The sequence below is a fragment of the Microbacterium sp. 1S1 genome, from assembly GCF_008271365.1.
Lineage (GTDB): Bacteria > Actinomycetota > Actinomycetes > Actinomycetales > Microbacteriaceae > Microbacterium.
In genome coordinates, this window is sequence record NZ_CP043430.1 from 1,789,091 (window position 1) to 1,812,796 (window position 23,706).

Genomic DNA, 23,706 nt, shown 5'->3' on the forward strand with positions numbered 1-23,706 from the left:
TGTGTCTCGCCCTCGCGGCGATGCGAGGTGCTTCGTGCCTCTTTTTCAGGCACCGGCGGGGCCGGACCTGCCCAGTCTAGCGGCGGCTCCGCCGGAGCGGATGCGCGAGAATGGACTGATGACGGATGCATCGATCGAGCGCGAGACGCTCACGTGGGACGGCTTCGGCGCGGCGACGCGAGACCTGGCGCGGAACATCGTCGCGACGGGCTTCGAGCCGGAGGTCGTCGTGGCCATCGCCCGCGGCGGGCTGCTCCCCGCGGGGGCCATCGCGTACGGGCTCGGGGTGAAGAACTGCGGCGCGATCAACGTCGAGTTCTACACCGGCATCGGCACGGTGCTGGCTGCGCCGGAGGTGCTGCCGCCCGCTCTCGACATGGACTACCTCGACGGCCGTCGTGTGCTGCTCGTGGACGACGTCGCCGACTCGGGGCGCACCCTCGCGCTTGCTGTGCAGCTGCTGCAGGAGAAGGGCGCCGACGTGCGGTCGGTCACGATCTACACGAAGCCGTCGACGATCATCCAGCCGGACTTCGCGTGGAAGGACACCGACCGCTGGATCGACTTCCCGTGGTCGTTCCGCGGCACCGTGCGCCAGGAGGACGAGGGGCTGCCGCCCACGGCCTGATCAGGTGTCGTCCGCCGCACCGCGCCGCAGGGCAAGGAGGGTCTGGATCGTGTCGGCCTCCGCGGCGGTCTTGTCGGGACGGTAGGCCTTGACCCGGGCGAACCGGAGGGCGAGGCCGCCGGGGTACCGCGGGGAGCGCTGCACGCCGTCGATCGCGATCTCGACCACGAGCTCCGGGCGGAGGAACACGGTCGATGCGGAGCGGTGGGTCTCGTGCGCCGGGAACTCGTCGGTCTGCCACTGCAGCAGTGCGTCGGTGAGGCCTTTGAACGTCTTGCCCACCATCACGAAGCCGCCGGGGTCACCGAAGTCGCCCTCCGGATCCCGGGCGCCGAGGTGCAGGTTCGACAGCCATCCGCGCCGGCGCCCCGACCCCCACTCCGCGCCGAGCACGACGAGGTCGAACGTGAGGACGGGCTTCACCTTGACCCAGGACTTGCCGCGCCGACCGGCCGCGTAGGGTGCATCGACGGCCTTCACCACCACGCCCTCGTGACCGGCCGCCAGTGCCTCGCGGGACAGCCTCTCGGATTCTTCGGCGTCGTCGGTGACGATCCCGGGCATCCGCCACTCACCGGCGACCTCCGCCAGCACCTCCTGACGGACCGACAGTGGCTCGTCCAGCAGATCGCGGCCGTCGACGTGCAGCACGTCGAAGAACCAGGGCCGCAGAGCGAGTTCGCGCGCGGCGTCCGCTCCGAACCGAGACATGGTCTCCTGGAACGGCCGAGGGCCGCCGTCCTCGTCGAGCGCGAGCGTCTCGCCATCGAGGATGAGCTCCTGTGCGGGGAGGCCGCGCACGATCTCGACGATCTCGGGAAGGCGATGGGTGACGTCCGCAAGGCTGCGCGTGTAGATCCCCACCTCGTCGCCGTGGCGGTGGACCTGGATGCGTGCCCCGTCGAGCTTGTACTCGACCGAGGCCCGTCCGGTGATCTCCAGGGCGGCCGTGGGAGTCGGCGCCGTGGCCGCGAGCATCGGGAGCACCGGGCGTCCCACGCGGAGACCGACCTCGTCGAGGGCTCCCTCGGCACCGGTGAGCGCGAGCAGTGCCGTCTCGCCGAGGTCGCCGGAGAGCATCGCGGCTCGACGGACGGAGGCGGCGGGGGCCTCGGCGGCACGGGCGATCGCGTCGAGCAGCACCCCGCCCAGGGCTCCCGTCCGCAGCTCCCCGAGCATCGCTCTGGTCAAGAAGTCCCACTCGGCGGGTGTGGAGCGGGCGGCGAGGTCGTGCAGCAGTTCGCTGCGGACCCCGGCCGACCCGGAGCCGGAGGTGCGGGCGAGAGCGTCGAAGGCATGGTCGACGTCGGCGATGGTCAGGGTCGGGGTCGCGGTGTGGTCGATCGCGAGGGTCGCGAGCCCTCGCCAGCCGACGCCCAGGCGGCCCTGGCGCGGGGCCGCGAGCAGCAGGCCGACGAGGGGCGCGATGTCGTCGGTCTCCGCCCGGCGCAGGAGTGCAGCGATCGCCTCGATCTTGGCCAGGCGGGACGAGGTCGCGGCGACCCGGTCGGTGGTGGTGACGAGCTCCGAGAGCAGCATGCGGGCATCATGCCACCGGGGACGGACACCGCACGAGACGGTTGACAGCAGTGGCCGCCGTCGTCGGTCAGCGCCCGCGGAACTCCGGTTTCCGCTTCTCCTGGAACGCGGCGAAGCCCTCCCGGTAGTCGTCGGTGTCGCACAGGGCGGCCTGGGCCGCGTTCTCGACCTCGATGGACTCCCAGAGCGTGAGCCGCTCGTCACGGATGCGGGCGATGAGCTCCTTGCTGGCCCGGAAGGCAGCCGTGGCGCCGTGGGCGGCCGCGGCGGCGGTGGCCATCGCGGCGGCGAGCACCTCGTCGTCCGGGAGCACCTGCGAGAACAGCCCCGAACGCACGGCCTCGGTGCCGGTCATGAGCCGTCCCGTGTAGATCAGGTCGAGCGTCTTGTGCGGGCCGAGCCGGTCGAGGAACAGGGCGTGACCGCCGGAGTCGAGGGTCGCGCCGAGCGCCGCGAACGGGGATCCGATCTTCGCCGACTCCGCGACGTACACGACGTCCGTCGCGATGAGCAGCCCGAGTCCCACGCCCAGGCAGGCGCCGTGGGCGACGGCGAAGGTGGGCGCGGGGAAGCGGGACATCCGCTGCAGCAGCGGTGTCACCCGCCCGCCGAGGTAGCCGAGCACGTCGTCGTTGCGCGGATCGACGGCGGAGATGTCCCGGCCGGCGCAGAACGCCCGTCCTTCACCGCGGAGCAGCAGCGCCCGCACCCCGGCGGCCTCGGCCTCCCGGTACGCGGCGTCGAGCTCCGCGAGCGCGGCCTCGTCCAGGGCGTTGAGCTTCGCGGGGGCGTCGAGCACCACGGTGGCGACGTCGTCGGCGATGGCGAGATCGATCATCAGGACTCCTCAGACGTCGTAGTCCACGACCACGCGGTCGCTGGTGGGGTGGGACTGGCAGGTGAGCACGTAACCACGCTCGAGCTCCTCGGGCTCCAGGGCGTAGTTCTCGGTCATGGTGACGCTGCCCTCGATGACCCGCGCGCGGCAGGTGCCGCAGACCCCGCCCGCACACGCGAACGGCGCATCGGGGCGGACGCGCAGCGCCGCGTTCAACACCGACTCTCGCGCCGCGACGGGGCTCTCCACGGTGGAGGACACCCCGTCGAGGTTGACCTCGATCCGCACGGTCTTCTCGCCCGAACGCACCGTGACCGGCCGCGCGGCCCGCGCCGGTTCGTCGCCCGTCGTGAACAGCTCGAAGCGCACGTGCTCGCGGGGCACGCCGACGTCGGCCAGCACCTCCCGGCACAGGTCGACGAGGGCGAGCGGTCCGCACAGGAACCACTCGTCCACGTCGGCCGGGTCGATGAGGACGTCGAGGATCGTCCGCAGCTTGGGTTCGTCGATGCGGCCGGACAGCACCGGAGCGGTCCGCTGCTCGCGGGACAACACATGGTGCAGCGTGAGCCGCGTCGGGTAGCGGTCCTTGAGGTCGGCGAGGTCTTCCAGGAACATCACGTCCAGCGTGGAACGGTTCGTGTAGAGCAGCGTGAACCGCGAGGTCGCCGACCGGGATAGCACGGTGTGCGCGAGGGCCATCAGCGGGGTGATCCCCGAGCCGGCCGCGATGCCGACGACGTGCTTCTGATCGAGGTCGTCGAGACCCGAGGTGAAGGTGCCCTGGGGGCTCATGACGTCGATGCGGAAGCCCGGGTGCAGACCGGTCTGGGCCCAGGTGGAGAACACGCCGCCCTCGTCGCGCTTGACGGCGACGCTCAGGCGGGTCGGCTTCCCGTCCGTGCGGTGCTCCGGTGCCCGGCACAGCGAGTAGGAGCGCCGCACCTCCACGCCGTCGAGCGTCGTCCGGAGCGCGACGTACTGTCCGGGGAGGTGGTGGTAGTCGTCGGCGAGGTCTGGGGGCACCGTGAAGGTCACCTCGACCGAGTCGTCGGTGAGCGGGCGGACGTCCTCGACCGCGAGCGTGTGGAACCGCGCACGACCGCGCGCGGGGGAGGCGAGGCGGGGGCGGCCGGCGGCGTCGTCGCCGGGGCCGGGGAGAACAGCGACATCAATGCACCTTGAAGTGGTCGAAGGGTTCCAGGCAGGCGCGGCACTCGTAGAGCGCTTTGCACGAGGTCGATCCGAAGCGGGAGACCTCGCGGGTGTCGAGGGAGCCGCACCGCGGGCAGCGCACGCTCAGGGCGAGTCGGATCGGACCGGCGGGCATCGCCGCCCGGCCGCTCGGAGGGGCGATGCCGTACTCCCGGAGCTTCTGCTTCCCGGCATCGCTCATCCAGTCCGTCGTCCAGGCGGGGGAGAGCACCAGCCGCACCTCGACGTCTGCGAACCCGGCGGCCGTGAGCGCGAGGACGACGTCGTCGCGGATCGTGTCCATGGCCGGGCAGCCGCTGTAGGTCGGCGTGATGTCGACGACGACCTGCTCGCCGCGGATCTCGACCGCTCTCAGCACGCCGAGGTCCTCGATGGTGAGCACCGGCACCTCCGGGTCGGGCACGGCGGCGGCGATCCGCCAGGCCTCGGCCTCTGCAGCGGCGATGGTCCGTGTCACCATGACGCCCCCGGGTGCCGCCGGGCGAGCACCTGCATCTCGGCGAGGATGTGCCCCAGGGGGGTCGCGTGCGCGCCGTTGCGGCCGCCCGCCGAGGACGCCGCGACCTGCGGCACCGCGAGCTCGGCCTCCGCGAACACGGTGGCGATGACCGCGTCGAACGGAGCACGGAGGGCCGACGGGCGCACGGCGACGTCGCCGAGCCGATCGATCAGCGGTTCGTCCCGGAACAGCTCGTCCACGTACGGCCACACGTCCGTGAGGGCACGGATCATGCGGCGGCGGGACTCCTCGGTCCCGCCCGCCAGCCGCAGCACCCACTGCACGGCGTGGTCGCGGTGGTAGTCGACCTCTTTTAGCGCCTTCTCCGCGATGGCCGCGAACGTGGGCTCGGAACTCCCACGGAGCGCGGCATACAGCTCCACGAGGTAGACCGAGGCGACGAGCTGACGCGCGATGGTCTGCGCGAAGTCGCCGTTGGGCTGCTCCATGATCCAGGCGCTGCGGAACTCGGGCTCGTCGCGGAAGTAGGCCAGGTCGTCCTCGGAGCGGCCGTCCCACGTGCCCGCGAAGTGCAGGAAGGAGCGGGCGTGGCCGAGGAGGTCGAGAGCGATGTTGCCGAGCGCCACGTCCTCTTCGAGCTCGGGGGCCCGGGAGATCCAGGCGCCGAGCTGCTGCGACAGGATGAGGGCGTCGTCACCGAGCCACAGCGCATACTCGGCGATGTCGGCGCTCGCCGCGGTCGTGCCGGCGCCGGCGAGTTCCTCGCTGAGCCGCAGCTCGTCGACGGAGACGTCGCCGTGCGCATCCCCGTGGGCGTCGTGGGTTCCCGCAGCCTGGTCGGCTCCGTGAGCCTGGCTGGGGCCTTGAGCCTGCCGAAGGGTCACAGGTGCGGCACCCCCTCGGACGCGGTGTAGTACACCGCGTGCCGGTAGTTCTTGCCGGCGGGGCTCTCGAAGTACGCACCCTTGGCATCGGGATCGCTCGTGGTGATCGCCTCGGCGGGAACGGCCCAGACCGACACACCCTCGCCTCGGCGGGTATAGAGGTCGCGGGCGTTGCGGATGGCCATGTCCGCATCCGGCGCGTGCAGCGAGCCGACGTGCACGTGGCTCAGCCCGCGGTTCGCCCGCACGAAGATCTCCCACAGGGGCCACGGTTCGTGTTCGACGTGTCCGGGGGTCGCCATCACGCCACCGCCCCTTCAGGGGAGAGGCGGGAACGCTGTTTGCGGGCGTATTCCGCCGCGGCCTCCCGCACCCACGCGCCCTCCTCGTGTGCCGTGCGGCGGCGCTCCAGGCGCTCGGCGTTGCACGGTCCGTTGCCGCGCAGGACCTGGAAGAACTCGTCCCAGTCGATCTCGCCCATCTCGTAGCGACCGGTCTCCTCGTCGAACCGCAGATCGGGGTCGGGGAGGGTGACGCCGAGGATCTCGGCCTGGGGCACGAGCATGCCCACGAACCGCTGGCGCAGCTCGTCGTTCGAGAAGCGTTTGATCTTCCACGCCATCGACTGGGCGGAGTTGGGGGACTGGTCGTCCGGCGGTCCGAACATCGCCAGGCTCGGCCAGTACCAGCGGTCCACCGCGTCCTGCGCCATCTGCCGCTGCTCGTCGGTGCCCCGCATGAGCGAGAGGAGGATCTCGAACCCCTGGCGCTGGTGGAACGATTCTTCCTTGCAGATCCGGACCATGGCACGCCCGTAAGGACCGTAGGACGCGCGGCACAGCGGCACCTGGTTGCAGATCGCGGCGCCGTCGACGAGCCAGCCGATCGCGCCCATGTCGGCCCATGTCGGGGTGGGGTAGTTGAAGATCGAGGAGTACTTCGCCTTGCCGGAGATGAGCTGGTCCATCATCTCGTCGCGGGTGATGCCCAGCGTCTGCGCCGCCGAGTAGAGGTAGAGCCCGTGGCCGGCCTCGTCCTGCACCTTCGCCATGAGGATCGCCTTGCGCTTGAGGCTCGGTGCGCGCGTGATCCAGTTGCCCTCGGGCTGCATGCCGATGATCTCGGAGTGGGCGTGCTGGGAGATCTGCCGGATGAGCGTCTTGCGGTAGGCCTCGGGCATCCAGTCGCGCGGCTCGATGCGCTGCTCGTTCGCGATCAGCTCGTCGAACAGCCGTTCCTCGTCGGAGATCTCGTTGTCCACGAGGGACAGGTCTGCGGGACTGGTCATCATCGACTCCTCGGGCTCCGGTCCATCTTTACTGACCGATCGTTAGGTAATTCTGACACACGAGACCACGCGATTCAACAGCAGGTGTCAGCGGGAGCGCTGGATCAGGGTGAGCAGCGCGCGACCGTACGCCTCCGCCGGGTCCGGGTGCTCGTAGCGCAGCCTCTCCCCGGCGAGCTGGATCTCCACGCGGAACGTGTCGGGGAGCCTGGTGAGAGCGCGGAACGTGCCGCGGAGCAGATCGCGCAGCTGGTCCTCGCGCGGCAGCCACACCGCATCGGCGAGGGTGACCGCATCGAGGGCCCATTCCGTGGTGCCGTTGAAGGCCAGGTCCGTGCCGCCGGGCGTCTGCCGTGCCTCGATGGTCATCGCGCTCACCGTGAAGACGTCGGCCTCTGCTTCCAGCTCCACCTCGTCGGGGAGATCGAGCTGGAACCGGTCGCCCTCGGCGGGCGTCCAGGTCAGGCCGGAATCGCGCAGGGCGACGGCGAGTTCGCGGGTGATCATTCCTCCACGCTACGGGTTCTGCACCGGCCGTCCACCGAGAGGGGGCGGCGGGCGGAGTCCCTGTCAGGGGTGTGGGGCAGAGTGGAGGGATGACCTCCCCGCCTGCCATACCCCTCCGCGACGCGGCCCGCGACGCCCTCGGCGAACTCGTCGGCCGTTCCGACGTCGACTTCCACGACGGTCAGTATGAGGCGATCGAAGCGCTGGTGGAGGGGCGCCGTCGCGCCCTGGTGGTGCAGCGCACGGGGTGGGGGAAGTCGGCGGTGTACTTCGTCGCGACCCTGCTGCGCCGCCGGCAGGGCACGGGACCGACCGTGCTCGTCTCACCGCTGCTCGCGCTCATGCGGGACCAGATCGCCGCGGCTGAGCGCGCAGGCGTGCGCGCGGTCGCCATCAACTCGACGAATGCCCACGAATGGGCGGAGGTTCAGGAGAGCCTCGCCAGGGATGAGGTCGACGTGCTGCTCGTCTCGCCGGAACGGCTGAACAACCCGGCCTTCCGCGAGGAGCAGCTGCCTTTGCTGGTCGCGAGGCTCGGCATGCTCGTCGTCGACGAGGCGCACTGCATCAGCGACTGGGGGCACGACTTCCGTCCGGACTACCGGCGGCTGCGCGACCTCATCGCGCAGCTGCCCGGTGACGTGCCCGTCCTGGCGACGACGGCGACGGCGAACAGTCGCGTGGTGGCGGATGTCGCCGAGCAACTCGGTGCGCTGCCGGGTGGTGCGACCGGCGCCGAGGCAGTCCCGGTGCTCACGATCCGGGGGCCGCTCGCCCGTACCTCACTGCGGCTCGGCGTGCTTCGCCTCAAGGACTCGGCGAGCCGTCTGGCGTGGCTGCTCAGTCACCTCGACGATCTCCCCGGCAGCGGGATCATCTATACGTTGACCGTTGCAGCGGCGGTCGACACGGCCCGGTTCCTGCGGGAGCACGGTCATGAGGTGCGTGCGTACACCGGGCAGACCGACGCCGAGGAGCGGGCGGAGTCGGAGGGCATGCTCAAGCGCAACGAGGTGAAGGCTCTCGTCGCGACGAGTGCCCTCGGCATGGGGTTCGACAAGCCGGACCTCGGGTTCGTCGTGCATCTCGGCGCCCCGTCCTCGCCGGTCGCGTACTACCAGCAGGTCGGACGAGCCGGTCGTGCCAGCGAGAGCGCCGACGTGCTCCTGCTCCCCGGCGTCGAGGACCGCGAGATCTGGCACTACTTCGCGACCGCGTCCATGCCCGATCGGGAACGCGCGGAGCGGGTGATCGCGGCGCTCGGCGACACGCCGATCTCGACGCCCGCGTTGGAGGCGCTCGTCGACATCCGCCGCACCGCCCTCGAACTGCTGCTGAAGGTGCTCGACGTGGACGGCGCCGTGCGCCGCGTGCAGGGTGGGTGGGTCGCGACGGGACAGCCGTGGGCATACGACGCGGCGCGGTACGAGCGCATCGCCGCCGAACGCGTCGCGGAGCAGGAGCACATGCTCGCGTACGAGAGGACCGATGGCTGCCGCATGGCCTTCCTGCAGCGGGCGTTGGACGACGAGACGGCTGCCCCCTGCGGTCGCTGCGACAACTGCGCGGGTGTGTGGTTCCCGGCGGAGATCGCCACGACGGCGACTGCGCAGGCCGCGGAATCCCTGGACCGAGTCGGCGTGCCGGTCGAGCCGCGGCGTGCGTGGCCGACGGGCGCCGATCGCCTGGAGGTGCCGGTGCGCGGACGCATCGCCGCAGGAGAGCAGGCCGAGGAAGGGCGTGCTCTCGCCCGGCTGACCGACCTCGGCTGGGGCGGCACGCTCCGCGAGATCTTCGCGTCGGGTGCGGCGGACGCGCCCGTCAGCCCACAGCTGCTGCAGGCCTGTGTCCGCGTGCTCGCCGGGTGGGGGTGGGGGAGCGACCCGTCGCGGTCGTCGCGATGCCGTCGCGCTCCCATCCGCAGCTCGTCGACTCCCTCGCGCGCGGGCTGTCGGAGATCGGGCGGCTGCCCTATCTCGGGGCGCTGGAGTGGCGAGGCGGCGGACCGTCCGGCCAGGCGGGCGGAAACAGCGTCTTCCGGCTCGCGGGCGTGTGGGACCGGTTCGATGCGGCGCACCTCGACGTTCCCGGCGGTCCGCTGCTGCTCGTTGACGATCTCATCGACAGCCGTTGGACCATGACGGTCGCAGCCCGTGCGCTGCGGCAGGCCGGAGCCACCGCGGTGTTGCCCTTCGCCCTCGGCGTGCGCGGCTGAGCGTCGGACCGTCGGGCCTGCGGCGGGCTCTCAGTCCTCCGCCGGGGCCACGGGCGGCGGCCAGGTCGTCGCGCCGAGTTCGCGGGAGATGTTCCGCGCCGTTTCCCGGAGCGCGTTCACGACCGCCTCGGAGGCCGGTGCCTCTGACGTCGGCAGCACGACGGCCACGGCGGCGACGATCGTGTTCGAGGCGTCGGCGATCGGGGCGGCGAGGGACGACTCGCCGAGAACGGCCTCGTCGGCCTCACCCGCCATACCGCGCTCCGCGATGACGGGCAGTTCGAGAGTCAGGCGGGCGACGTCGGTGACGGTATCGCCGGTGAGGCTGCGCAGCGGCTCGGCCAGCACGCTCCGCTGGAAACCCTGGTCGTACGCGAGGAGGACCTTCCCCATCGCGGAGGCGTGCGCGGGGACCGCCATCCCGGTCTCCAGCATCTGCGGGCTGTCGTCGGGCCGGAGGTTGTGATGGATGACGAGGACATCCGTGAGGTGGGGGGCGCCCAGGCGCACGGACAGTCCGGTGCGTCGCGCCAGCTCCTGAGTCCAGCGCATGGCGCGCGCCCGCACGTCCAGGGTGTCGAGGTACACGTTGCTGAGCCGCAGCAGGGTGGGGCCGAGCATGTAGCGCTGTCCGCCGCGTTCCTTCGCCACGAGACCGTGCGCGCGTAGGGACTTCACCAGGCCGTGCACCGTCGACGGGGGAAGGCTGAGGGCTTCGGAGAGGTCGGTGATGCCGAGGTGGCGGGCGCCCTGGAGCAGGTCGAGGATCTTCGCCGCGCGGTCGATCGCCTGGATCATGCGCGTCCTCCTTCCGGTCGTCGTCGAGCCGGGTGGTCCGGTCGCCGGATCGATCTTGACAACCCGGCAGGCCCCGAGCATATTCGACATTGACGAATCCTTTTCGGATTTTCGCTCGAGACTCACGCCGCATCAAAGGAGATCGCAGGATGAAGAAGCTCATCAACGCCCCGGAGGACGTCCTCGTCGAGTCCCTGAAGGGCGTCGCCGCCGCACACCCCGAACTCTCCGTCGACCTGGAGAACCACGTCATCACCCGGGCGACGCCCAAGGAGCAGGGCAAGGTGGCGGTCGTGTCGGGCGGCGGATCCGGCCATGAGCCGCTGCACGGCGGCTATGTCGGCACCGGCATGCTCGACGCGGCCGTCGCCGGCGAGGTCTTCACCTCACCCACCCCCGACCGCGTCCAAGTGGCCACACAGGCGGTCGACCGCGGCGCCGGCGTGCTGCACATCGTGAAGAACTACACGGGCGACGTGCTGAACTTCGAGATGGCGGCCGAGCTCGCCGCCATGGAGGGGATCGAAGTGGGCACGGTCGTCGTCGACGACGATGTGGCGGTCCAGGACTCGCTCTACACGGCGGGGCGCCGGGGCGTCGGTCTCACCGTGCTGCTGGAGAAGCTCGTGGGAGCGGCGGCGGAGGAAGGCCGCGACCTCGCCTCCGTCGTCGACCTCGCCACGCGCATCAACGGCCAGGGACGCTCCATGGGTATGGCGCTGACGAGCTGCACGGTCCCCGCCGCGGGCAAGCCCACCTTCGACCTCCCGGACGATCAGATGGAGATCGGCATCGGCATCCACGGTGAGCCGGGCCGGCACCGCGAACCCCTCGCCCCGGCCGCCGAGATCGCCTCGCAGCTCGTCGAGCCGATCCTCGCCGACCTCGACGCCGCGGGCCCCGCGATCGTCATGCTGAACGGGATGGGCGCCACGCCCCTGATCGAGCTCTACCTCATGTACGGCGAGGTCGCGTCGATCCTGGAGAAGTCCGGCGTGCAGATCGCGCGGAACCTGGTCGGCAACTACATCACCTCGCTCGACATGGCCGGGTGCTCGGTCACGGTGCTGAAGGCCGATGACGAGCTGCTCCGGCTGTGGGATGCCCCCGTGAACACCCCCGGTCTGCGGTGGGGCGCGTGATGGCGGCCGTCAGCACCGACGTCCTCGTCGATTGGGTCTCCCGGTACCGCGACGCAGTGACGGCGCAGCGGGAGTGGCTCACGGAACTGGACTCCGCGATCGGTGACGCCGACCACGGTGCGAACATGGCCCGAGGGTTCGCGGCCGTGGGGGAGAAGCTCTCCACCGCGACACCGACGACCGTCGACGAGCTCCTCAAGAGCGTGGGCATGACGCTCGTGAGCTCGGTCGGCGGCGCGAGCGGGCCCCTCTACGGAACGTTCTTCCTGCGCATGGGCATGTCCGCCGGCGCGGTGACGACGCTCGACGGCCCTGCGCTCGCAGCGTCCCTCCGGGCGGGACTCGAGGGCATCGTCGCGCGAGGCAAGCCCGAGGCGGGAGACAAGACGATGTTCGACGCGATGGCTCCCGGCGGTCGACGCGTTCGACGCGGCCCTCGCCGGGGAGCGGACCCGGCGGAGGCCGCACGAGCAGCCGCGGACGCGGCTGCGACGGGACGGGACGCCACGGTGCCGCTCGTCGCCCGCAAGGGACGGGCCAGCTACCTCGGCGAGCGCAGCGCGGGCCATCTCGACCCAGGGGCGGCGTCCACCGCGATCCTCTTCGAGACGCTCGCCGCGGCCCTCGCGGACGCCGGATGATCGGGATCGTCGCCGTCTCCCACAGCGCGCGACTCGGGGAGGCCGCCCTCGAACTCGCTCTGCAGATGGTGCCGGGTGGCGGCGTGCAGGTCCGCGTGGCGGCAGGGGCGGGGGAGGACGCGGAGGGCACGCCGATCCTCGGCACGGATGCTGTCGCGGTGGCCGCGGCGATCGATGCTCTCGCCGCGGACGTCGACGGCGTGCTCGTGCTCATGGACCTCGGATCCGCCGTGCTCAGCGCCGAACTGGCCGTGGAGCTGCGCAGCAGCGACGTGGCCGTGCGACTCGCACCTGCACCGTTCGTCGAGGGTCTGCTCGCGGCGGTCGTGGCCGCTGCGGCGGGAGCCGACCTCGACACGGTCGCCGCGGAAGCGACGTCGGCTCTTGCAGCGAAAGCCGGACAACTTCCCCCGCCCCACGCGCAGGTCGCCACGGGAGCATCGGCGCCGGTGTCCGCGGGGGACGCCCCCTCGGTCGCGCCGGACGGGGCCGAGGAGACCGTGTCCCGTCGCGTGCGGGTGCGCAACCCTCTCGGCATCCATGCCCGCCCCGCCGCGCTGATCGCGGAGTCGGCGGCGGGAGCGGATGTGCGTCTGCGGCGCCTGCCGGACGGGCCGGAAGCCGCGGCCGGAAGCCTCACCCGGCTGCTCGCGCTCGGGGCGCGCCAGGGGGTCGAGATCGAACTCACCGGTCGGGGCGTCGATGCGGAGGCCGCGATCGGTCGCCTGGCCGCGCTGTTCCACGGTGGCTTCGGGGAGGGCGTCGCGGCGGGCGAGGACACCGTCGAGAGCGCCACCGGGCCGGTGCCGGCGTCAGCGTCCCCTGTCGCCGCTGACGAAGCGGCCGGAGCGGCACCCGAGCCGACTCCCGCGGTCGTCCCGGGGGCGGTGCTGCAGGGGCGCGGCGTGAGTCCAGGGCGGGTCGCGGCGACGGCCGTGTCGCTCGCGCCCGCACTCCCGGAACCCGACGCCGAGACCGTCGTTCCCCCGGACGGGCGAGAGGCCGAGGCCTCCACGATCGAGTGGGCGGCGGTCGCCGTCGCCGATCAGTTGCGATCGCGTGCCGAACGGACGCACGGAGAGGCGAGGGCGATCCTGGACGCGTCCCGGCTCCTGGCCTCCGACCCGGAGCTCGTCGCCGAGGCCACCGCGCTCGTGCGCTCGCAGGGTCGCACGGCGGCGCGGGCGGTCTGGGAGACGTCCGCCACGCACGAGGCGGCGCTCGCAGCTCTCGGCGGGCGGATGGCGGAACGCGCCGCCGACATCCGTGACGTCCGCGACCGGATGATCGCCGAGATCCTCCGGGTGGACCTGCCGGGGATCCCCGAGCGCGACGAGCCGTTCGTGCTCGTCGCGGTCGACCTGGCTCCCGCCGACACGGTGGCGCTGGAAGGCGGAACCTGCGTCGCCCTGGTGACGGAGCACGGCGGGCCGACCTCGCACACCGCGATCATCGCGCGCTCGCTGGGGCTTCCCGCCGTCGTCGGCGTGGCCGGAGCCACCGGCATCCCGGAGGGGGCCGTGCTCCTCGTCGACGGTGACCACGGCACGATCCACGTCGACCCGGACGAGACCGAGATCGCCGAGGCGAGGGCCGCGGCCGCCGTCATCACCTTCGACGGGCGCGGGCGGCTCGCCGACGGGACGCGGGTGCCGCTCCTGGCCAACGTCGGAGGGCCCTCCGACGCCGAGAGCGCCGCCGCGGCGCACGCCGAGGGAATCGGGCTCTTCCGCACCGAGTTCTGCTTCCTCGACCGCGCGGAAGCGCCGGGCATCGACGAGCAGGTCGACGCGTACCGCGGGGTGCTCCGCGCGTTCCCCGGGCGGAAGGTGGTCGTCCGCACGCTGGACGCGGGGAGCGACAAGCCCCTGCCGTTCGCGAACGACGCGCACGAGGACAACCCGGCGCTCGGTGTCCGCGGCCTGCGACTCTCCCGTCGCCGGCCCGCACTGCTCGACGACCAGCTCCGCGCGCTCGCCAGGGCCGCCGATGCGGAGTCCGCCGACGTGGAGGTCATGGCGCCGATGGTCGCCACCGTCGACGAGGCCGCGGATTTCGCCGTGAGATGCCGTGCCGCGGGGCTCGACAGAGCGGGGGTCATGATCGAGACTCCGGCAGCGGCGCTCCTGGCGGCCGAGCTGTTCGAGGTCGTGGACTTCGTGAGCCTCGGAACCAACGATCTCGCGCAGTACACGCTGGCCGCCGACCGGCTGTCGAGTGCTCTCGCCGACCTCAACGACGCCTGGCAGCCGGCGGTCCTGAGACTGATCGGGGCGGTCGGCGCAGCGGGCAGGGCGGCGGGCAAGCCCGTCGGGATCTGCGGGGAGGCGGCCGGTGACCCCGCGCTGGCTCCGGTGCTCGTCGGACTCGGGGCGACCTCGTTGTCGATGACTCCGCGCGCTTTGGGGCGGGTCGCGGCCGCTCTCGACGCCGTGGAATCCGACGTCTGTCAGCGCGCTGCCGAGGCGGCAAGCGGTGCGGCGACCGCGGCGGAGGCACGGCGCAGTGCGGCTCTCGTGCTCGACGACGGAGCCGCGCGCTGAGCCGGGGAGGCACCGCACATGCCGTCAGCGGCATGGGTTCGGTCTCGTTCAGGTATCGACGTCGGCGGCGGCCGGTCCGCCGCTGCAGCTGACCGCTACTCTTCCGCTTGGGGGGCGCCTCGTTCGGGGCGCACACGACCACGGGAGGGTGCATGTCGGCGACGGTGCGGGACAGAAGAGGGATGCGAGGAGCGGGACTCCTCGCCGCGGTGATGGCGGGAGTGCTGGTTGTGCTCCCGGGATGCGCGGCGACGCCGGAGGCGACACCGACGGCCACCGCGACTCCGGCACCCGAGACGCCGACGCCGGAGCCCTACGCCGGGCCCCTCACCTTCGTCGGCGACGAACTCGACGCGTTCGCGCTCACCCCCGCCGAGGTCGCTGACCTTCTTCCCTCCGCGCCTCCGGCGACGGAGGTCGAGGATACGCTGCTGCAGTACTCCGACGGCGGCGGACCGGAGTTCACCCCGGCGGTCTGCGTGCTGCTGATCATGGAAGCCTCGATGGGCAGCATCGGCGCACGGACGGTGCCGTGGCTGGACGAGGACGACACGAGCGCGAGCGGGAAGCAGGAGATCCTGCAGTTCCCGTCTGAGGATATCGCCGCTGCACGCATGGACGAACTCCTCGCCACGGTCGAGCAGTGCGTGCAGTTCGACGCGCAGGGTGCGGGGACCTTCGACGCCGTCGCCGCGCCGGAGGCGGACGGCGTCCGGGCGTTCGCCGGAACCCTGGAGATGGGCTCGGGGCAGAGCGTCTGGCGCGCGCACCACGGCTTTGCCGCGGTCGGGAATGTCATCGTGCACCTGTGGCAGCCGGCCAGGGACGGGTCGGAGTTCGATGCCGAGCGGGCCGCGCTGCTCCTGAGCGATCGCGCGCGGGAAGCGAAGATCGCGTTCGTGGAGAAGCTGACCGCCACCCCGCCCGCGACGCCGACGCCGGAGACTGCAGACCCCGCCGCCCCGTGGAACGAATGGGAGATGACCGCGACGGGCGTCGGTCCGCTCCGACTGGGCATGACCCGCGAGGAGGCTCTGGCGGCGATCCCTGGGGCGACCGGACAGGCTGCCGGCGGCATGGACACCCTGGTGCGCCTCACGAGCGGGGACGACGCGAGCACGCTCCTGCTGCAGTTCACGGACGATGGCGCGACGCTCGCAGCGGTCACCGCCGGGATCGCGAACGTGCAGGGTGACGTCGAGCCCGACGGTGGCGTCCTCCCCGCGACGGGCGGTGTCCGCATCGGTGCACCGGTGACGGAGGCGACTGCCGCCTTCCCGGAGGGCACGTTCATTCGCATCGTCTCGTCGGGGGAGTACTTCTACCAGTCGGCGACGCGCGACGGGGGCGTCATCCGCTTCCGCGGCGATCGTGATGCGGCGGACCCCGCGGCCGTCATCACCGGGGTCACCGTGGAGGATGCGACCCTCTGGCCGCCGCTCGCGATCGAGTGAGTCGCCCGTCGTCCCGCCACCTTGCGTTACTGACCGATCGTTCAGTTACTATGGGCGGACGGGACGAGGTGGTCCCGTCCCTGCGCGACGAGGAGGTCGGCGATGACGGACACGACGATGGGCACGGCCGACGCCATGAGGCCGAACCGGGCCATGATGGCGCGCGACCAGGCATCGGCGATGCTCGGACTCGTTGTGGAGCGTGACGACCCCGGGCATGCGGTCGTGTCGATGCGCGTCCGTGAGGACATGACCAACGGCTTCCGCATCACGCACGGCGGCCTCGTGTTCGCGCTCGCCGACACGGCCTTCGCCATCGCCTGCAACGAAGACGACCGGGTGACCGTGGCCGCCGGCGCCGACATCTCGTTCCTCAAGTCCACCGTCGCGGGGCAGACCCTCACGGCGACCGCCGTTCGCCGCACCCGCAGCGGTCGCTCGGGCCTGTACGACGTGACGGTCGTAGACGACCAGGGCGACACCGTCGCCGAGTTCCGCGGGCGTTCCCGCATCACCTCCCGCACCTTCTGACCCCCACCACCCGCCCCGAGGAGTCCCCGTGTCGACGATGACCGCCCCCGCCTCCGCCCTCCGCCCGCCGACGGCCGACGAACTCGACCCCGAGGAGCGGATGAGCCGTGCCGAGATCGAGCGGCTCCAGCTCGAACGCCTCCGCTGGACCGTGGAGCACGCCTATCGGAACGTCCCTCTCTACACACGCAAGTTCGATGAGGCCGGGGTCCACCCGGACGACATCCGCACGCTCGACGACGTGCACCGGCTGCCGTTCACCACCAAGGACGACCTCCGCGAGACGTACCCGTTCGGGATGTTCGCGGTGCCGATGGCGGACGTCGCCCGCATTCACGCGTCCAGCGGCACGACCGGTCGCCCCACCGTCGTCGGGTACACGCGCGGCGACCTCGACCGCTGGGGCACTCTCGTCGCGCGCTCGCTCCGAGCGAGCGGCATCCGCCGCGGCATGAAGGTGCACAATGCCTACGGTTACGGCCTGTTCACGGGCGGCCTGGGTGCCCATGCCGGGATCGAGGCGCTGGGGGCGACCGTGATCCCCATGTCGGGCGGGCAGACCGCGCGGCAGGTGCAGCTCATCCGCGACTTCGAGCCGGACGCGATCCTGTGCACGCCGAGCTATCTGCTGACCATCGCGGACGCGATGGCGGCACAGGGCATCGACCCGCGGTCGACCTCGCTCAAGGTCGCGGTGCTGGGGGCGGAGCCGTGGACCAACGAGATGCGGCACGAGCTGGAACAGCGGCTCGCCCTCGACGCCCTCGACATCTTCGGGCTCAGCGAGGTCATGGGGCCGGGTGTCGGCAACGAGTGCCTGGAGACCAAGGACGGTCCGCATGTGTGGGAGGACCACTTCCTGCCGGAGGTCATCGACGGCGACACCCTGCAGGCGCTCCCGGATGGCGAGCGGGGGGAGCTCGTCTTCACCTCGCTCACCAAAGAGGCCTTCCCCGTCATCCGGTATCGCACGCGGGACATCACGCGTCTGCTCCCTGGCACCGCGCGTCCCGGGATGCGGCGGATGGAGAAGGTGACCGGCCGCAACGACGACATGATCATCCTGCGCGGCGTCAACCTCTTCCCGACGCAGATCGAGGAGCTGGTCCTCGGCATCGAGCAGCTCACGCCGCACTTCATCCTGGAGCTGACGAAGGAGGGCCGGATGGACGCGCTGACCGTGCGCATCGAGCGCCACCCCGACCTCTCCGTGGAGACCTGCGAGGCGGCGGCCCAGGTGCTGGTGCAGCGGATCAAGGTGTTCATCGGCTCGTCGGTCGCCGTGCGGCTGGAGGAACCGGGCACCTTGCCGCGCAGCGAGGGTAAGTACAAGCGCGTCTACGACCTCCGCTGACACGCGGGGATCTCGGCGGCGACCTCCGCGACGAGCGCGGCGGGCGGTGCGAGACTGAGGGGGATGTCCGAGATGCAGACCACGCGGCGCGGCCGCCCCGGGTACGACCAGCAGGGGATCCTCGCCGTCGCGGTGGCCGCCTTCAACGAGCACGGCTACGACGCGACCTCGATCGGGATGCTCGCCGAGCGTCTCGGGCTGTCGAAGTCGGCGATCTACCATCACTTCGGGTCCAAGGACGAGATCCTCGACCGGGCCCTCGACAGCGCCCTCAGCGGGCTGGAGGCCGTGGTCGACGCGCCCCTCCCGGACAGCGAAGGACCCGCCGACGCCGTCGCCCGCCTGGAGCACGTGCTCCGCGGTGCCGTGCACGTGCTGGTGGAGCAGCTCCCCGCCGTGACACTGCTGCTGCGCGTGCGCGGGAACACCGACGTGGAGCGCCGTGCCCTCACACGGCGGCGGGCGTTCGACCGTCGCATCACGGCCCTGGTCGCCGAGGCTCAGGCCGAGGGCGCCCTGCGCTCCGACATCGACGCGGCCGTCGTCGCCCGCCTGACGTTCGGCATGATCAACTCCATCGTCGAGTGGTACCGCCCCGGCGGTCGCGAGGGTGCCGATCGTCTCGCGGACGACGTCGTCGCGATCGCTCTCGACGGCCTCCGCCACCCCTGACCCGCGTCCCCGTCTTCGCGTCGAGGCCCCGCCGTATCCGCGTGGGAAGGGCGGGGCCTGGACGATAACCGGGGGCTCGGGGAACTAGGCGGCGGGAGTGAGCTCCTTCGCGACGAGGGTCAGCACGTCGTACGTCGCGACGAGCTCGTCGTCCTGGTTCTTCAGGACCGCGTCCCAGCGCACCTCGCCGTACTCGTCGGTCTCCCGCGGTGTGATCTGCTTGGCGGTGAGTTCGACGCGGATCTCGTCGCCGGGGGAGACCGGGGTCACGAAGCGCAGGTTCTCCAGCCCGGAGTTCGCGAGCACCGGACCGGGAGCTGGATCGACGAAGAGGCCGGCCGCCCACGACACGAGCAGGTAGCCGTGGGCCACGCGCCCGGGGAAGAACGGGTTCGCCGCCGCCGACGTCTCATCCATGTGCGCGTAGAAGGTGTCACCGGTGAACGCCGCGAACGTCTCGATATCGTCGAGGGTGACGGTGCGCGAGGGGCTGACGACCTGATCGCCGATCCGCAGCTCCGCCAGCGACTTGCGGAAGGGGTGCACGCCGTCGCCCGTGTCGAACGGACGGGCCGAGGCTCCCTGGTGCCAGACGCCCGTGAGTGCGGTCATCATCTCCGGGGAGCCCTGCACCGCCGTGCGCTGCATGTGATGCAGCACCGCGCGGATGCCGCCGAGCTCCTCGCCGCCGCCCGCGCGGCCGGGACCGCCGTGCACGAGGTTCGGGAGCGGGGAGCCGTGGCCTGTCGAGCTGCGGGCGTCGTCGCGGTCGAGGAAGAGCACGCGACCGTTGTACGCGGCGATCCCCGCGGCGAGCGTGGTCGCGACCTCCGGGTCGTGCGTCGCGACGCTCGTCACGAGGGAGCCGCCGCCGCGGGCCACGAGTGCCGCCGCCTCGTCGAGCGTGCGATAGCCGAGGATGCTGGACACGGGGCCGAACGCCTCGATCTCGTTCACGGCCGGGCTCGTCGCATCGGCGAAGCGCAGGAGCATCGGCGCCACGAACGCGCCGTCCTCCGCCGGGCCCTCGCTGCCGTCCGCACGGCGGACCGTCGGGGTCTCGGGGGAGCCGATCACGAGCTCGCCTCCGCCCTCCCGCAGACGTGCCACCTGCCGGAGCACCTCGTCGCGCTGGGCCATCGAGGCGAGCGGTCCCATCGTCACGCCCTCGGCGCGCGGGTCGCCCACGACGATCCGCGAGGCGAGCCGCTCGCGCACGGCGGCGATCACGTCGTCGACCGCCTCCTCCGGCACGATCGCCCGCCGGATCGCGGTGCACTTCTGACCGGCCTTCGATGTCATCTCCGCGACGAGCTGCTTCACGTAGGCGTCGAACTCCGGCGTGCCGGCGGCCGCATCCGTGCCGAGGACCGAGGCGTTGATCGAGTCGGTCTCGCTCGTGAACCGGACGCCGCCGGTCTGCACCGCGTCGTGCGCCCGCAGCCGCTCCGCGGTCGACGCGGACCCGGTGAACGCCACGAGGTCGCCGAGGCGGAGGTGCTCGAAGAGGTCGGGCACGCTGCCGGACACGAGTTGCAGCGACCCCTCGGGCAGCAGCCCCGACTCGACCATCACCCGCACCATGGCCTCGGTGAGGTAGCCGGTGGGGGTGGCGGGCTTCACGATCGTCGGGACGCCCGCGAGGAAGGCCGGCGCGAACTTCTCCAGCGACCCCCAGACGGGGAAGTTGAAGGCGTTGATCTGCACCGCCACGCCGGGCAGTCGCGTGTAGATGTGCCGGCCGAGGAAGGAGCCGTCGCGCGACAGGTTCTCCACGGCGCCGTCGACGTAGACCTTCGCGTTCGGCAGCTCCCGGCGGCCCTTGCTGGAGTAGGCGAAGAGCACGCCGATGCCGCCGTCGATGTCGACCCAGGAGTCCTGCGCCGTGGCGCCGGTGCGGCTGGAGAGCGCGTACAGCTCCTCCTTGCGGGCGGTGAGGGCGAGGGCGAGCTGCTTGAGCAGCACCGCGCGCTGATGGAACGTGAGCTCCCCGAGCGCCGCCTGGCCGGTGGTGCGGGCGTAGTCGAGCGCCGCGCCGAGGTCGAGGCCGGAGGTGGAGACGCGGGCGACCGTCTCCCCGGTCGAGGCGTCGCGCACCTCGGTGGCATCCGCGTCGGCGGTGGGCGTCCACCAGGAGCCCCGCACGTAGCTGGGGAGGATCTCGGTCATCGGGGTTCCCTTCATCAGTCGTCCCATTCGTAGAAGCCGCGCCCGCTCTTGCGTCCGAGGTGTCCCTCGGCGACGAGGCGGCGCAGCAATGCCGGAGGTTCGAAGCGCGGGCCGAGGTGCGCCGCGAGGTACTCGGCGATGCCGAGCCGGACGTCCAGCCCGACGATGTCGGTGAGCCGGAGCGGCCCGACCGGGTGCTTGTAGCCGAGAGTCATGGCCGCGTCGATGTCGTCGGCATCGGCCACGCCGTCCTCGAGCATCCGGATCGCCTCGAGTCCCAGGGCGACGCCCAGGCGTGACGACGCGAACCCGGGGGCGTCGGCGACGACGATGGGCGTCTTCCCCAGCGTGCGGACCCAGGAGGCAGCGTCCGCGACGAGGGGCTCTGCGGTTGCGGCGCCGCGCACGACCTCCACGAGGGTGGAGGCGGGCACGGGGTTGAAGAAGTGCATCCCGAGGAAGCGGGCGGGGCGGTCGAGCACGGCCGCGAGGTCGTCGATCGAGATGGACGAGGTGTTGGACGCCAGGGCGGCGTCCGGCGCGAGATGCCGCTCGACGCGGGTGAGCGCATCGATCTTCAGGGAGAGTTCCTCGGGCACGGCCTCGACGACGAGGGCGCAGTCGGCGAAGAGCGCGGCATCCGTCCCGGTCGCGAACCGTTCGCGGTACGCGTCGGCCGTCTCGGACGCCGTGCCCCGGGAGACCGATGCGTCGACCGACCGGTTCACGCGTCCCGCGGCTGCCGCGGCAGCGTCGTCGTCGCGCTCGACCACGGTGACATGGGAGCCGGCGAGGAGGAACGCGTGCGCGATGCCCGCGCCCATGCGACCGCCGCCGAGCACGCCGACGTGCGCGGGGGCGGAGGGATCGGGGGAGGGGAGGAGGGCGTGCTCATCGGTCTCTCCGTTCCAGGAAGGCGGTCATGCGCCGGTGCTTCTCCGGGCTCTCGAAGAGCGTGGCCTGCTCCTCGAGGTCGACCGCAGGGTGCTGGTCGCGCGGCGCCCGGAAGACCCGCTTGGTCGCGATGGTCGCTGCCGTGTCATTGCGGGCGATGCGGTCGGCGACGGCGTGCGCAGCGTCGAGGAGGTCGGCGACCTCGTGCAGCGACGAGACGAGTCCGATGCGGAGGGCTTCCTCGGCGTCCACGGTCCGGCCCGTGAGCAGCAGCTCAATGGCGCGAGCGTCGCCCACGATCTCCTTGAGCCGCCAGCTCGCTCCGGCGGCGGCGAGGATGCCGAGGCCGGTCTCCGGGTTGCCGATCTTCAGCGCCGGCGTCGCGAGGCGGATGTCGGCCGCGTAGGCGAGCTCCGCCCCGCCGCCGAGGGCGTAGCCGTCGATCGCGGCGATCACCGGCATCGGCAGCTCCGCGACGCGGACGAAGGCATGGGCGTTGATGCCGCGACGCGCGTCGTCGGCGCGACGGTCCCGCAGCTGGGCGATGTCGGCGCCCGCCGCGAACACGCCGTCGGCGCCGGTGAGGATGAGGGTGCGCGGCGTCTCCTCCAGCTCGGCGCACAGCGCGTGCAGGGCGTCGACGGTGGCCTGGTCGATCGCGTTGCGCTTGTGGGGGCGGTTCAGGGTCGCGACGACGCGATCCGCGGTGCGGGTGACGAGCAGCGGCTCGTCCGCCCCGCTCACACCTTCTCCAGGATCACGGCCGCGCCCTGGCCGACGCCGACGCACATGGTGGCGAGGCCGTAGCGGGAGTCCTCGCGCTCCATGCGTCCCATCAGCGTCACGAGCAGGCGGGAGCCGGACGAGCCGAGCGGGTGGCCGAGGGCGATGGCCCCGCCGTCGGCGTTCACGCGGGCCTCGTCGAGCCCGAGTCGCCGGATGCAGGCGAGCGACTGCGAGGCGAAGGCCTCGTTCAGCTCGATGGCACCGATGTCGTCCAGGGAGAGCCCCGAACGTCGCAGCGCCTTCTCCGTCGCCGGGACCGGCCCGAGCCCCATGATCTCGGGGGCCAGAGCGACGGAGGTGCCGACGACGATCCGGGCGCGGGGCGTCAGGCCGTGGCGCTCGACGGCTTCGGCGCTCGCCACGACCACCGCCGAGGCGCCGTCGTTGAGCGCGCTGGAGTTGCCGGCGGTGACGACCTCGCCTCCGGCGACGACGGGCCGCAGGCGTGCGAGGACCTCGAGGGTCGTGTCGGGACGCGGGCCCTCGTCGACGAGCATCTCGCCGTCGCGGACCGCCACGCCGACGATCTCAGCGGCGAAGCGGCCCGCGGCGATCGCGGCGGCGGCGCGCTGCTGTGAGCGCACGGCGAAGGCGTCGGCGTCGGCGCGCGTGATGCCGTCGACGCGGGCGACCTCCTCCGCGGTCTCGGGCATCGTGAAGGTGGCTTTGTCGCGGGCCGCCAGGCGCGGGTTCGGGAAGCGCCAGCCGATGGAGGTGTCATAGGCGGCGCCGGGCTTCGCCCACGCCTTCTCCGGCTTCGCCTGCACCCAGGGGGCGCGGGTCATGGACTCGACGCCTCCGGCGACGAGGAGATCGGCGTCGCCCGCACGGATCGCCTGTGCGGCCATCGTGACCGCCGACATCCCGGACGCGCAGAGGCGGTTGACCGTGATGCCGGGCACGGTGTCGGGGAGGCCGGCGAGGAGCACGGCCATCCGGGCGACGTTCCGATTGTCCTCACCCGCCTGGTTGGCGGCGCCGAGGATGACCTCGTCCAGCTCCGTACGCGCCGGGTCGAGGCCGGCGCGGCGCACAGCCTCGCCGACGACGAGAGCCGCGAGGTCGTCAGGACGGACGGCGGAGAGCGCGCCGCCGTAGCGGCCGACCGGGGTGCGGACCCCTCCGACGAGGTAGGCCTCTGGCATGCG

Annotated in this window: 21 protein-coding genes and 1 pseudogene; 9 read left to right on the forward strand and 13 right to left on the reverse strand. The window is 72.0% G+C overall.

Translation table 11 applies throughout. From position 1 onward, the window contains the following. Positions 1–118 precede the first annotated feature (118 nt). Positions 119–628, forward strand: coding sequence for a phosphoribosyltransferase (locus FY549_RS08710; protein ID WP_149084689.1), 510 nt, complete (start codon positions 119–121; stop codon positions 626–628). Here FY549_RS08710 and FY549_RS08715 read toward each other — a convergent pair whose 3' ends face one another. The 8 genes from FY549_RS08715 to FY549_RS08750 all read right to left on the reverse strand — a co-directional run bounded on the left by FY549_RS08715 (position 629) and on the right by FY549_RS08750 (position 7,359). After that, positions 629–2,167: an ATP-dependent DNA ligase gene (locus FY549_RS08715; RefSeq protein WP_149084690.1), complete on the reverse strand. Its 1,539-nt coding sequence runs from the start codon at positions 2,165–2,167 to the stop codon at positions 629–631. 67 nt (positions 2,168–2,234) lie between these two features. Beyond that, positions 2,235–3,005: an enoyl-CoA hydratase/isomerase family protein gene (locus FY549_RS08720; protein ID WP_149084691.1), complete on the reverse strand. Its 771-nt coding sequence runs from the start codon at positions 3,003–3,005 to the stop codon at positions 2,235–2,237. 9 nt (positions 3,006–3,014) lie between these two features. Continuing rightward, positions 3,015–4,043 carry a 1,2-phenylacetyl-CoA epoxidase subunit PaaE gene (gene paaE, locus FY549_RS08725; RefSeq protein WP_410428254.1) on the reverse strand — a complete coding sequence of 343 codons (1,029 nt, stop codon included), beginning with the start codon at positions 4,041–4,043 and terminating at the stop codon, positions 3,015–3,017. A gap of 133 nt (positions 4,044–4,176) precedes the next feature. After that, the gene (paaD, locus tag FY549_RS08730; protein ID WP_149084693.1) at positions 4,177–4,680 is read right to left on the reverse strand and encodes a 1,2-phenylacetyl-CoA epoxidase subunit PaaD; all 504 of its coding nucleotides are present in this window, start codon (positions 4,678–4,680) and stop codon (positions 4,177–4,179) included. Next, positions 4,674–5,564, reverse strand: coding sequence for a 1,2-phenylacetyl-CoA epoxidase subunit PaaC (gene paaC, locus FY549_RS08735; RefSeq protein WP_149084694.1), 891 nt, complete (start codon positions 5,562–5,564; stop codon positions 4,674–4,676). The genes paaD and paaC overlap by 7 nt, the downstream gene beginning before the upstream one ends. Further along, on the reverse strand, positions 5,561–5,866 hold the full coding sequence (gene paaB, locus FY549_RS08740) for a 1,2-phenylacetyl-CoA epoxidase subunit PaaB (RefSeq protein WP_149086052.1): 306 nt from the start codon (positions 5,864–5,866) through the stop codon (positions 5,561–5,563). The genes paaC and paaB overlap by 4 nt, the downstream gene beginning before the upstream one ends. Then, positions 5,866–6,852 carry a 1,2-phenylacetyl-CoA epoxidase subunit PaaA gene (gene paaA / locus FY549_RS08745; RefSeq protein ID WP_149084695.1) on the reverse strand — a complete coding sequence of 329 codons (987 nt, stop codon included), beginning with the start codon at positions 6,850–6,852 and terminating at the stop codon, positions 5,866–5,868. Before paaA ends, paaB begins: the two co-directional genes overlap by 1 nt. A gap of 87 nt (positions 6,853–6,939) precedes the next feature. Beyond that, a complete protein-coding gene (locus FY549_RS08750; RefSeq protein ID WP_149084696.1) occupies positions 6,940–7,359 on the reverse strand; it encodes a pilus assembly protein CpaE in 420 nt (139 codons plus the stop codon). Positions 7,360–7,448: 89 nt separating this feature from the next. Here FY549_RS08750 and FY549_RS08755 point away from each other — a divergent pair. Beyond that, positions 7,449–9,574: pseudogene (locus FY549_RS08755) on the forward strand (DEAD/DEAH box helicase). A gap of 30 nt (positions 9,575–9,604) precedes the next feature. On the opposite strand, the gene FY549_RS08760 reads toward FY549_RS08755, so the two are convergent. Beyond that, a complete protein-coding gene (locus FY549_RS08760; protein ID WP_149084697.1) occupies positions 9,605–10,372 on the reverse strand; it encodes an IclR family transcriptional regulator in 768 nt (255 codons plus the stop codon). A gap of 149 nt (positions 10,373–10,521) precedes the next feature. Here FY549_RS08760 and dhaK point away from each other — a divergent pair, with 149 nt between their 5' ends. The 7 genes from dhaK (at position 10,522) to FY549_RS08795 (ending at position 18,709) form a co-directional block, all read left to right on the forward strand. Beyond that, positions 10,522–11,514 (forward strand): dihydroxyacetone kinase subunit DhaK, encoded by a 993-nt coding sequence (dhaK, locus tag FY549_RS08765; RefSeq protein ID WP_149084698.1) that lies wholly within the window; start codon positions 10,522–10,524, stop codon positions 11,512–11,514. Next, a complete protein-coding gene (dhaL, locus tag FY549_RS08770; protein ID WP_149084699.1) occupies positions 11,514–12,155 on the forward strand; it encodes a dihydroxyacetone kinase subunit DhaL in 642 nt (213 codons plus the stop codon). The genes dhaK and dhaL overlap by 1 nt, the downstream gene beginning before the upstream one ends. Then, positions 12,152–14,698 carry a phosphoenolpyruvate--protein phosphotransferase gene (gene ptsP, locus FY549_RS08775; RefSeq protein WP_149084700.1) on the forward strand — a complete coding sequence of 849 codons (2,547 nt, stop codon included), beginning with the start codon at positions 12,152–12,154 and terminating at the stop codon, positions 14,696–14,698. Before dhaL ends, ptsP begins: the two co-directional genes overlap by 4 nt. Before the next feature lie 182 nt (positions 14,699–14,880). Then, complete coding sequence (locus FY549_RS08780; RefSeq protein ID WP_149084701.1) at positions 14,881–16,152, forward strand: sensor domain-containing protein; 1,272 nt, start codon at positions 14,881–14,883, stop codon at positions 16,150–16,152. Positions 16,153–16,254: 102 nt separating this feature from the next. Further along, positions 16,255–16,683, forward strand: a complete 429-nt coding sequence (gene paaI / locus FY549_RS08785; RefSeq protein WP_259614043.1) for a hydroxyphenylacetyl-CoA thioesterase PaaI — start codon at positions 16,255–16,257, stop codon at positions 16,681–16,683. 37 nt (positions 16,684–16,720) lie between these two features. Further along, positions 16,721–18,037 carry a phenylacetate--CoA ligase PaaK gene (gene paaK, locus FY549_RS08790; protein WP_149086054.1) on the forward strand — a complete coding sequence of 439 codons (1,317 nt, stop codon included), beginning with the start codon at positions 16,721–16,723 and terminating at the stop codon, positions 18,035–18,037. A 63-nt stretch (positions 18,038–18,100) separates the two neighbouring features. Beyond that, a complete protein-coding gene (locus FY549_RS08795) occupies positions 18,101–18,709 on the forward strand; it encodes a TetR/AcrR family transcriptional regulator (protein WP_149084702.1) in 609 nt (202 codons plus the stop codon). Between the two features lie 84 nt (positions 18,710–18,793). Here the strand turns inward: FY549_RS08795 and paaZ are convergent, their stop codons facing one another. Genes paaZ through FY549_RS08815 form a run of 4 tightly spaced genes read right to left on the reverse strand, consistent with a single transcriptional unit; the run spans position 18,794 to position 23,703 of the window. Then, a complete protein-coding gene (paaZ, locus tag FY549_RS08800; RefSeq protein ID WP_149084703.1) occupies positions 18,794–20,878 on the reverse strand; it encodes a phenylacetic acid degradation bifunctional protein PaaZ in 2,085 nt (694 codons plus the stop codon). 14 nt (positions 20,879–20,892) lie between these two features. After that, on the reverse strand, positions 20,893–21,720 hold the full coding sequence (locus FY549_RS08805) for a 3-hydroxyacyl-CoA dehydrogenase family protein (protein ID WP_149084704.1): 828 nt from the start codon (positions 21,718–21,720) through the stop codon (positions 20,893–20,895). Positions 21,721–21,769: 49 nt separating this feature from the next. Further along, entirely contained in the window at positions 21,770–22,516 is a 747-nt protein-coding gene (locus tag FY549_RS08810; RefSeq protein WP_200838977.1) for an enoyl-CoA hydratase/isomerase family protein, read from the reverse strand. Then, positions 22,513–23,703 (reverse strand): acetyl-CoA C-acyltransferase, encoded by a 1,191-nt coding sequence (locus FY549_RS08815; protein WP_149084705.1) that lies wholly within the window; start codon positions 23,701–23,703, stop codon positions 22,513–22,515. Before FY549_RS08815 ends, FY549_RS08810 begins: the two co-directional genes overlap by 4 nt. Positions 23,704–23,706: the final 3 nt, after the last annotated feature.

What these genes read in the sequence shown, in the direction of transcription:
- FY549_RS08710 (WP_149084689.1), top strand. Translation starts at nt 119, where the DNA reads ATGACGGATGCATCGATCGAGCGCGAGACGCTCACGTGGGACGGCTTC.
- FY549_RS08715 (WP_149084690.1), bottom strand. Translation starts at nt 2,167, where the DNA reads ATGCTGCTCTCGGAGCTCGTCACCACCACCGACCGGGTCGCCGCGACC.
- FY549_RS08720 (WP_149084691.1), bottom strand. Translation starts at nt 3,005, where the DNA reads ATGATCGATCTCGCCATCGCCGACGACGTCGCCACCGTGGTGCTCGAC.
- paaD (WP_149084693.1), bottom strand. Translation starts at nt 4,680, where the DNA reads ATGGTGACACGGACCATCGCCGCTGCAGAGGCCGAGGCCTGGCGGATC.
- paaB (WP_149086052.1), bottom strand. Translation starts at nt 5,866, where the DNA reads ATGGCGACCCCCGGACACGTCGAACACGAACCGTGGCCCCTGTGGGAG.
- paaA (WP_149084695.1), bottom strand. Translation starts at nt 6,852, where the DNA reads ATGACCAGTCCCGCAGACCTGTCCCTCGTGGACAACGAGATCTCCGAC.
- FY549_RS08750 (WP_149084696.1), bottom strand. Translation starts at nt 7,359, where the DNA reads ATGATCACCCGCGAACTCGCCGTCGCCCTGCGCGATTCCGGCCTGACC.
- FY549_RS08760 (WP_149084697.1), bottom strand. Translation starts at nt 10,372, where the DNA reads ATGATCCAGGCGATCGACCGCGCGGCGAAGATCCTCGACCTGCTCCAG.
- dhaK (WP_149084698.1), top strand. Translation starts at nt 10,522, where the DNA reads ATGAAGAAGCTCATCAACGCCCCGGAGGACGTCCTCGTCGAGTCCCTG.
- dhaL (WP_149084699.1), top strand. Translation starts at nt 11,514, where the DNA reads ATGGCGGCCGTCAGCACCGACGTCCTCGTCGATTGGGTCTCCCGGTAC.
- ptsP (WP_149084700.1), top strand. Translation starts at nt 12,152, where the DNA reads ATGATCGGGATCGTCGCCGTCTCCCACAGCGCGCGACTCGGGGAGGCC.
- FY549_RS08780 (WP_149084701.1), top strand. Translation starts at nt 14,881, where the DNA reads ATGCGAGGAGCGGGACTCCTCGCCGCGGTGATGGCGGGAGTGCTGGTT.
- paaI (WP_259614043.1), top strand. Translation starts at nt 16,255, where the DNA reads ATGACGGACACGACGATGGGCACGGCCGACGCCATGAGGCCGAACCGG.
- paaK (WP_149086054.1), top strand. Translation starts at nt 16,721, where the DNA reads ATGACCGCCCCCGCCTCCGCCCTCCGCCCGCCGACGGCCGACGAACTC.
- FY549_RS08795 (WP_149084702.1), top strand. Translation starts at nt 18,101, where the DNA reads ATGTCCGAGATGCAGACCACGCGGCGCGGCCGCCCCGGGTACGACCAG.
- paaZ (WP_149084703.1), bottom strand. Translation starts at nt 20,878, where the DNA reads ATGACCGAGATCCTCCCCAGCTACGTGCGGGGCTCCTGGTGGACGCCC.
- FY549_RS08815 (WP_149084705.1), bottom strand. Translation starts at nt 23,703, where the DNA reads ATGCCAGAGGCCTACCTCGTCGGAGGGGTCCGCACCCCGGTCGGCCGC.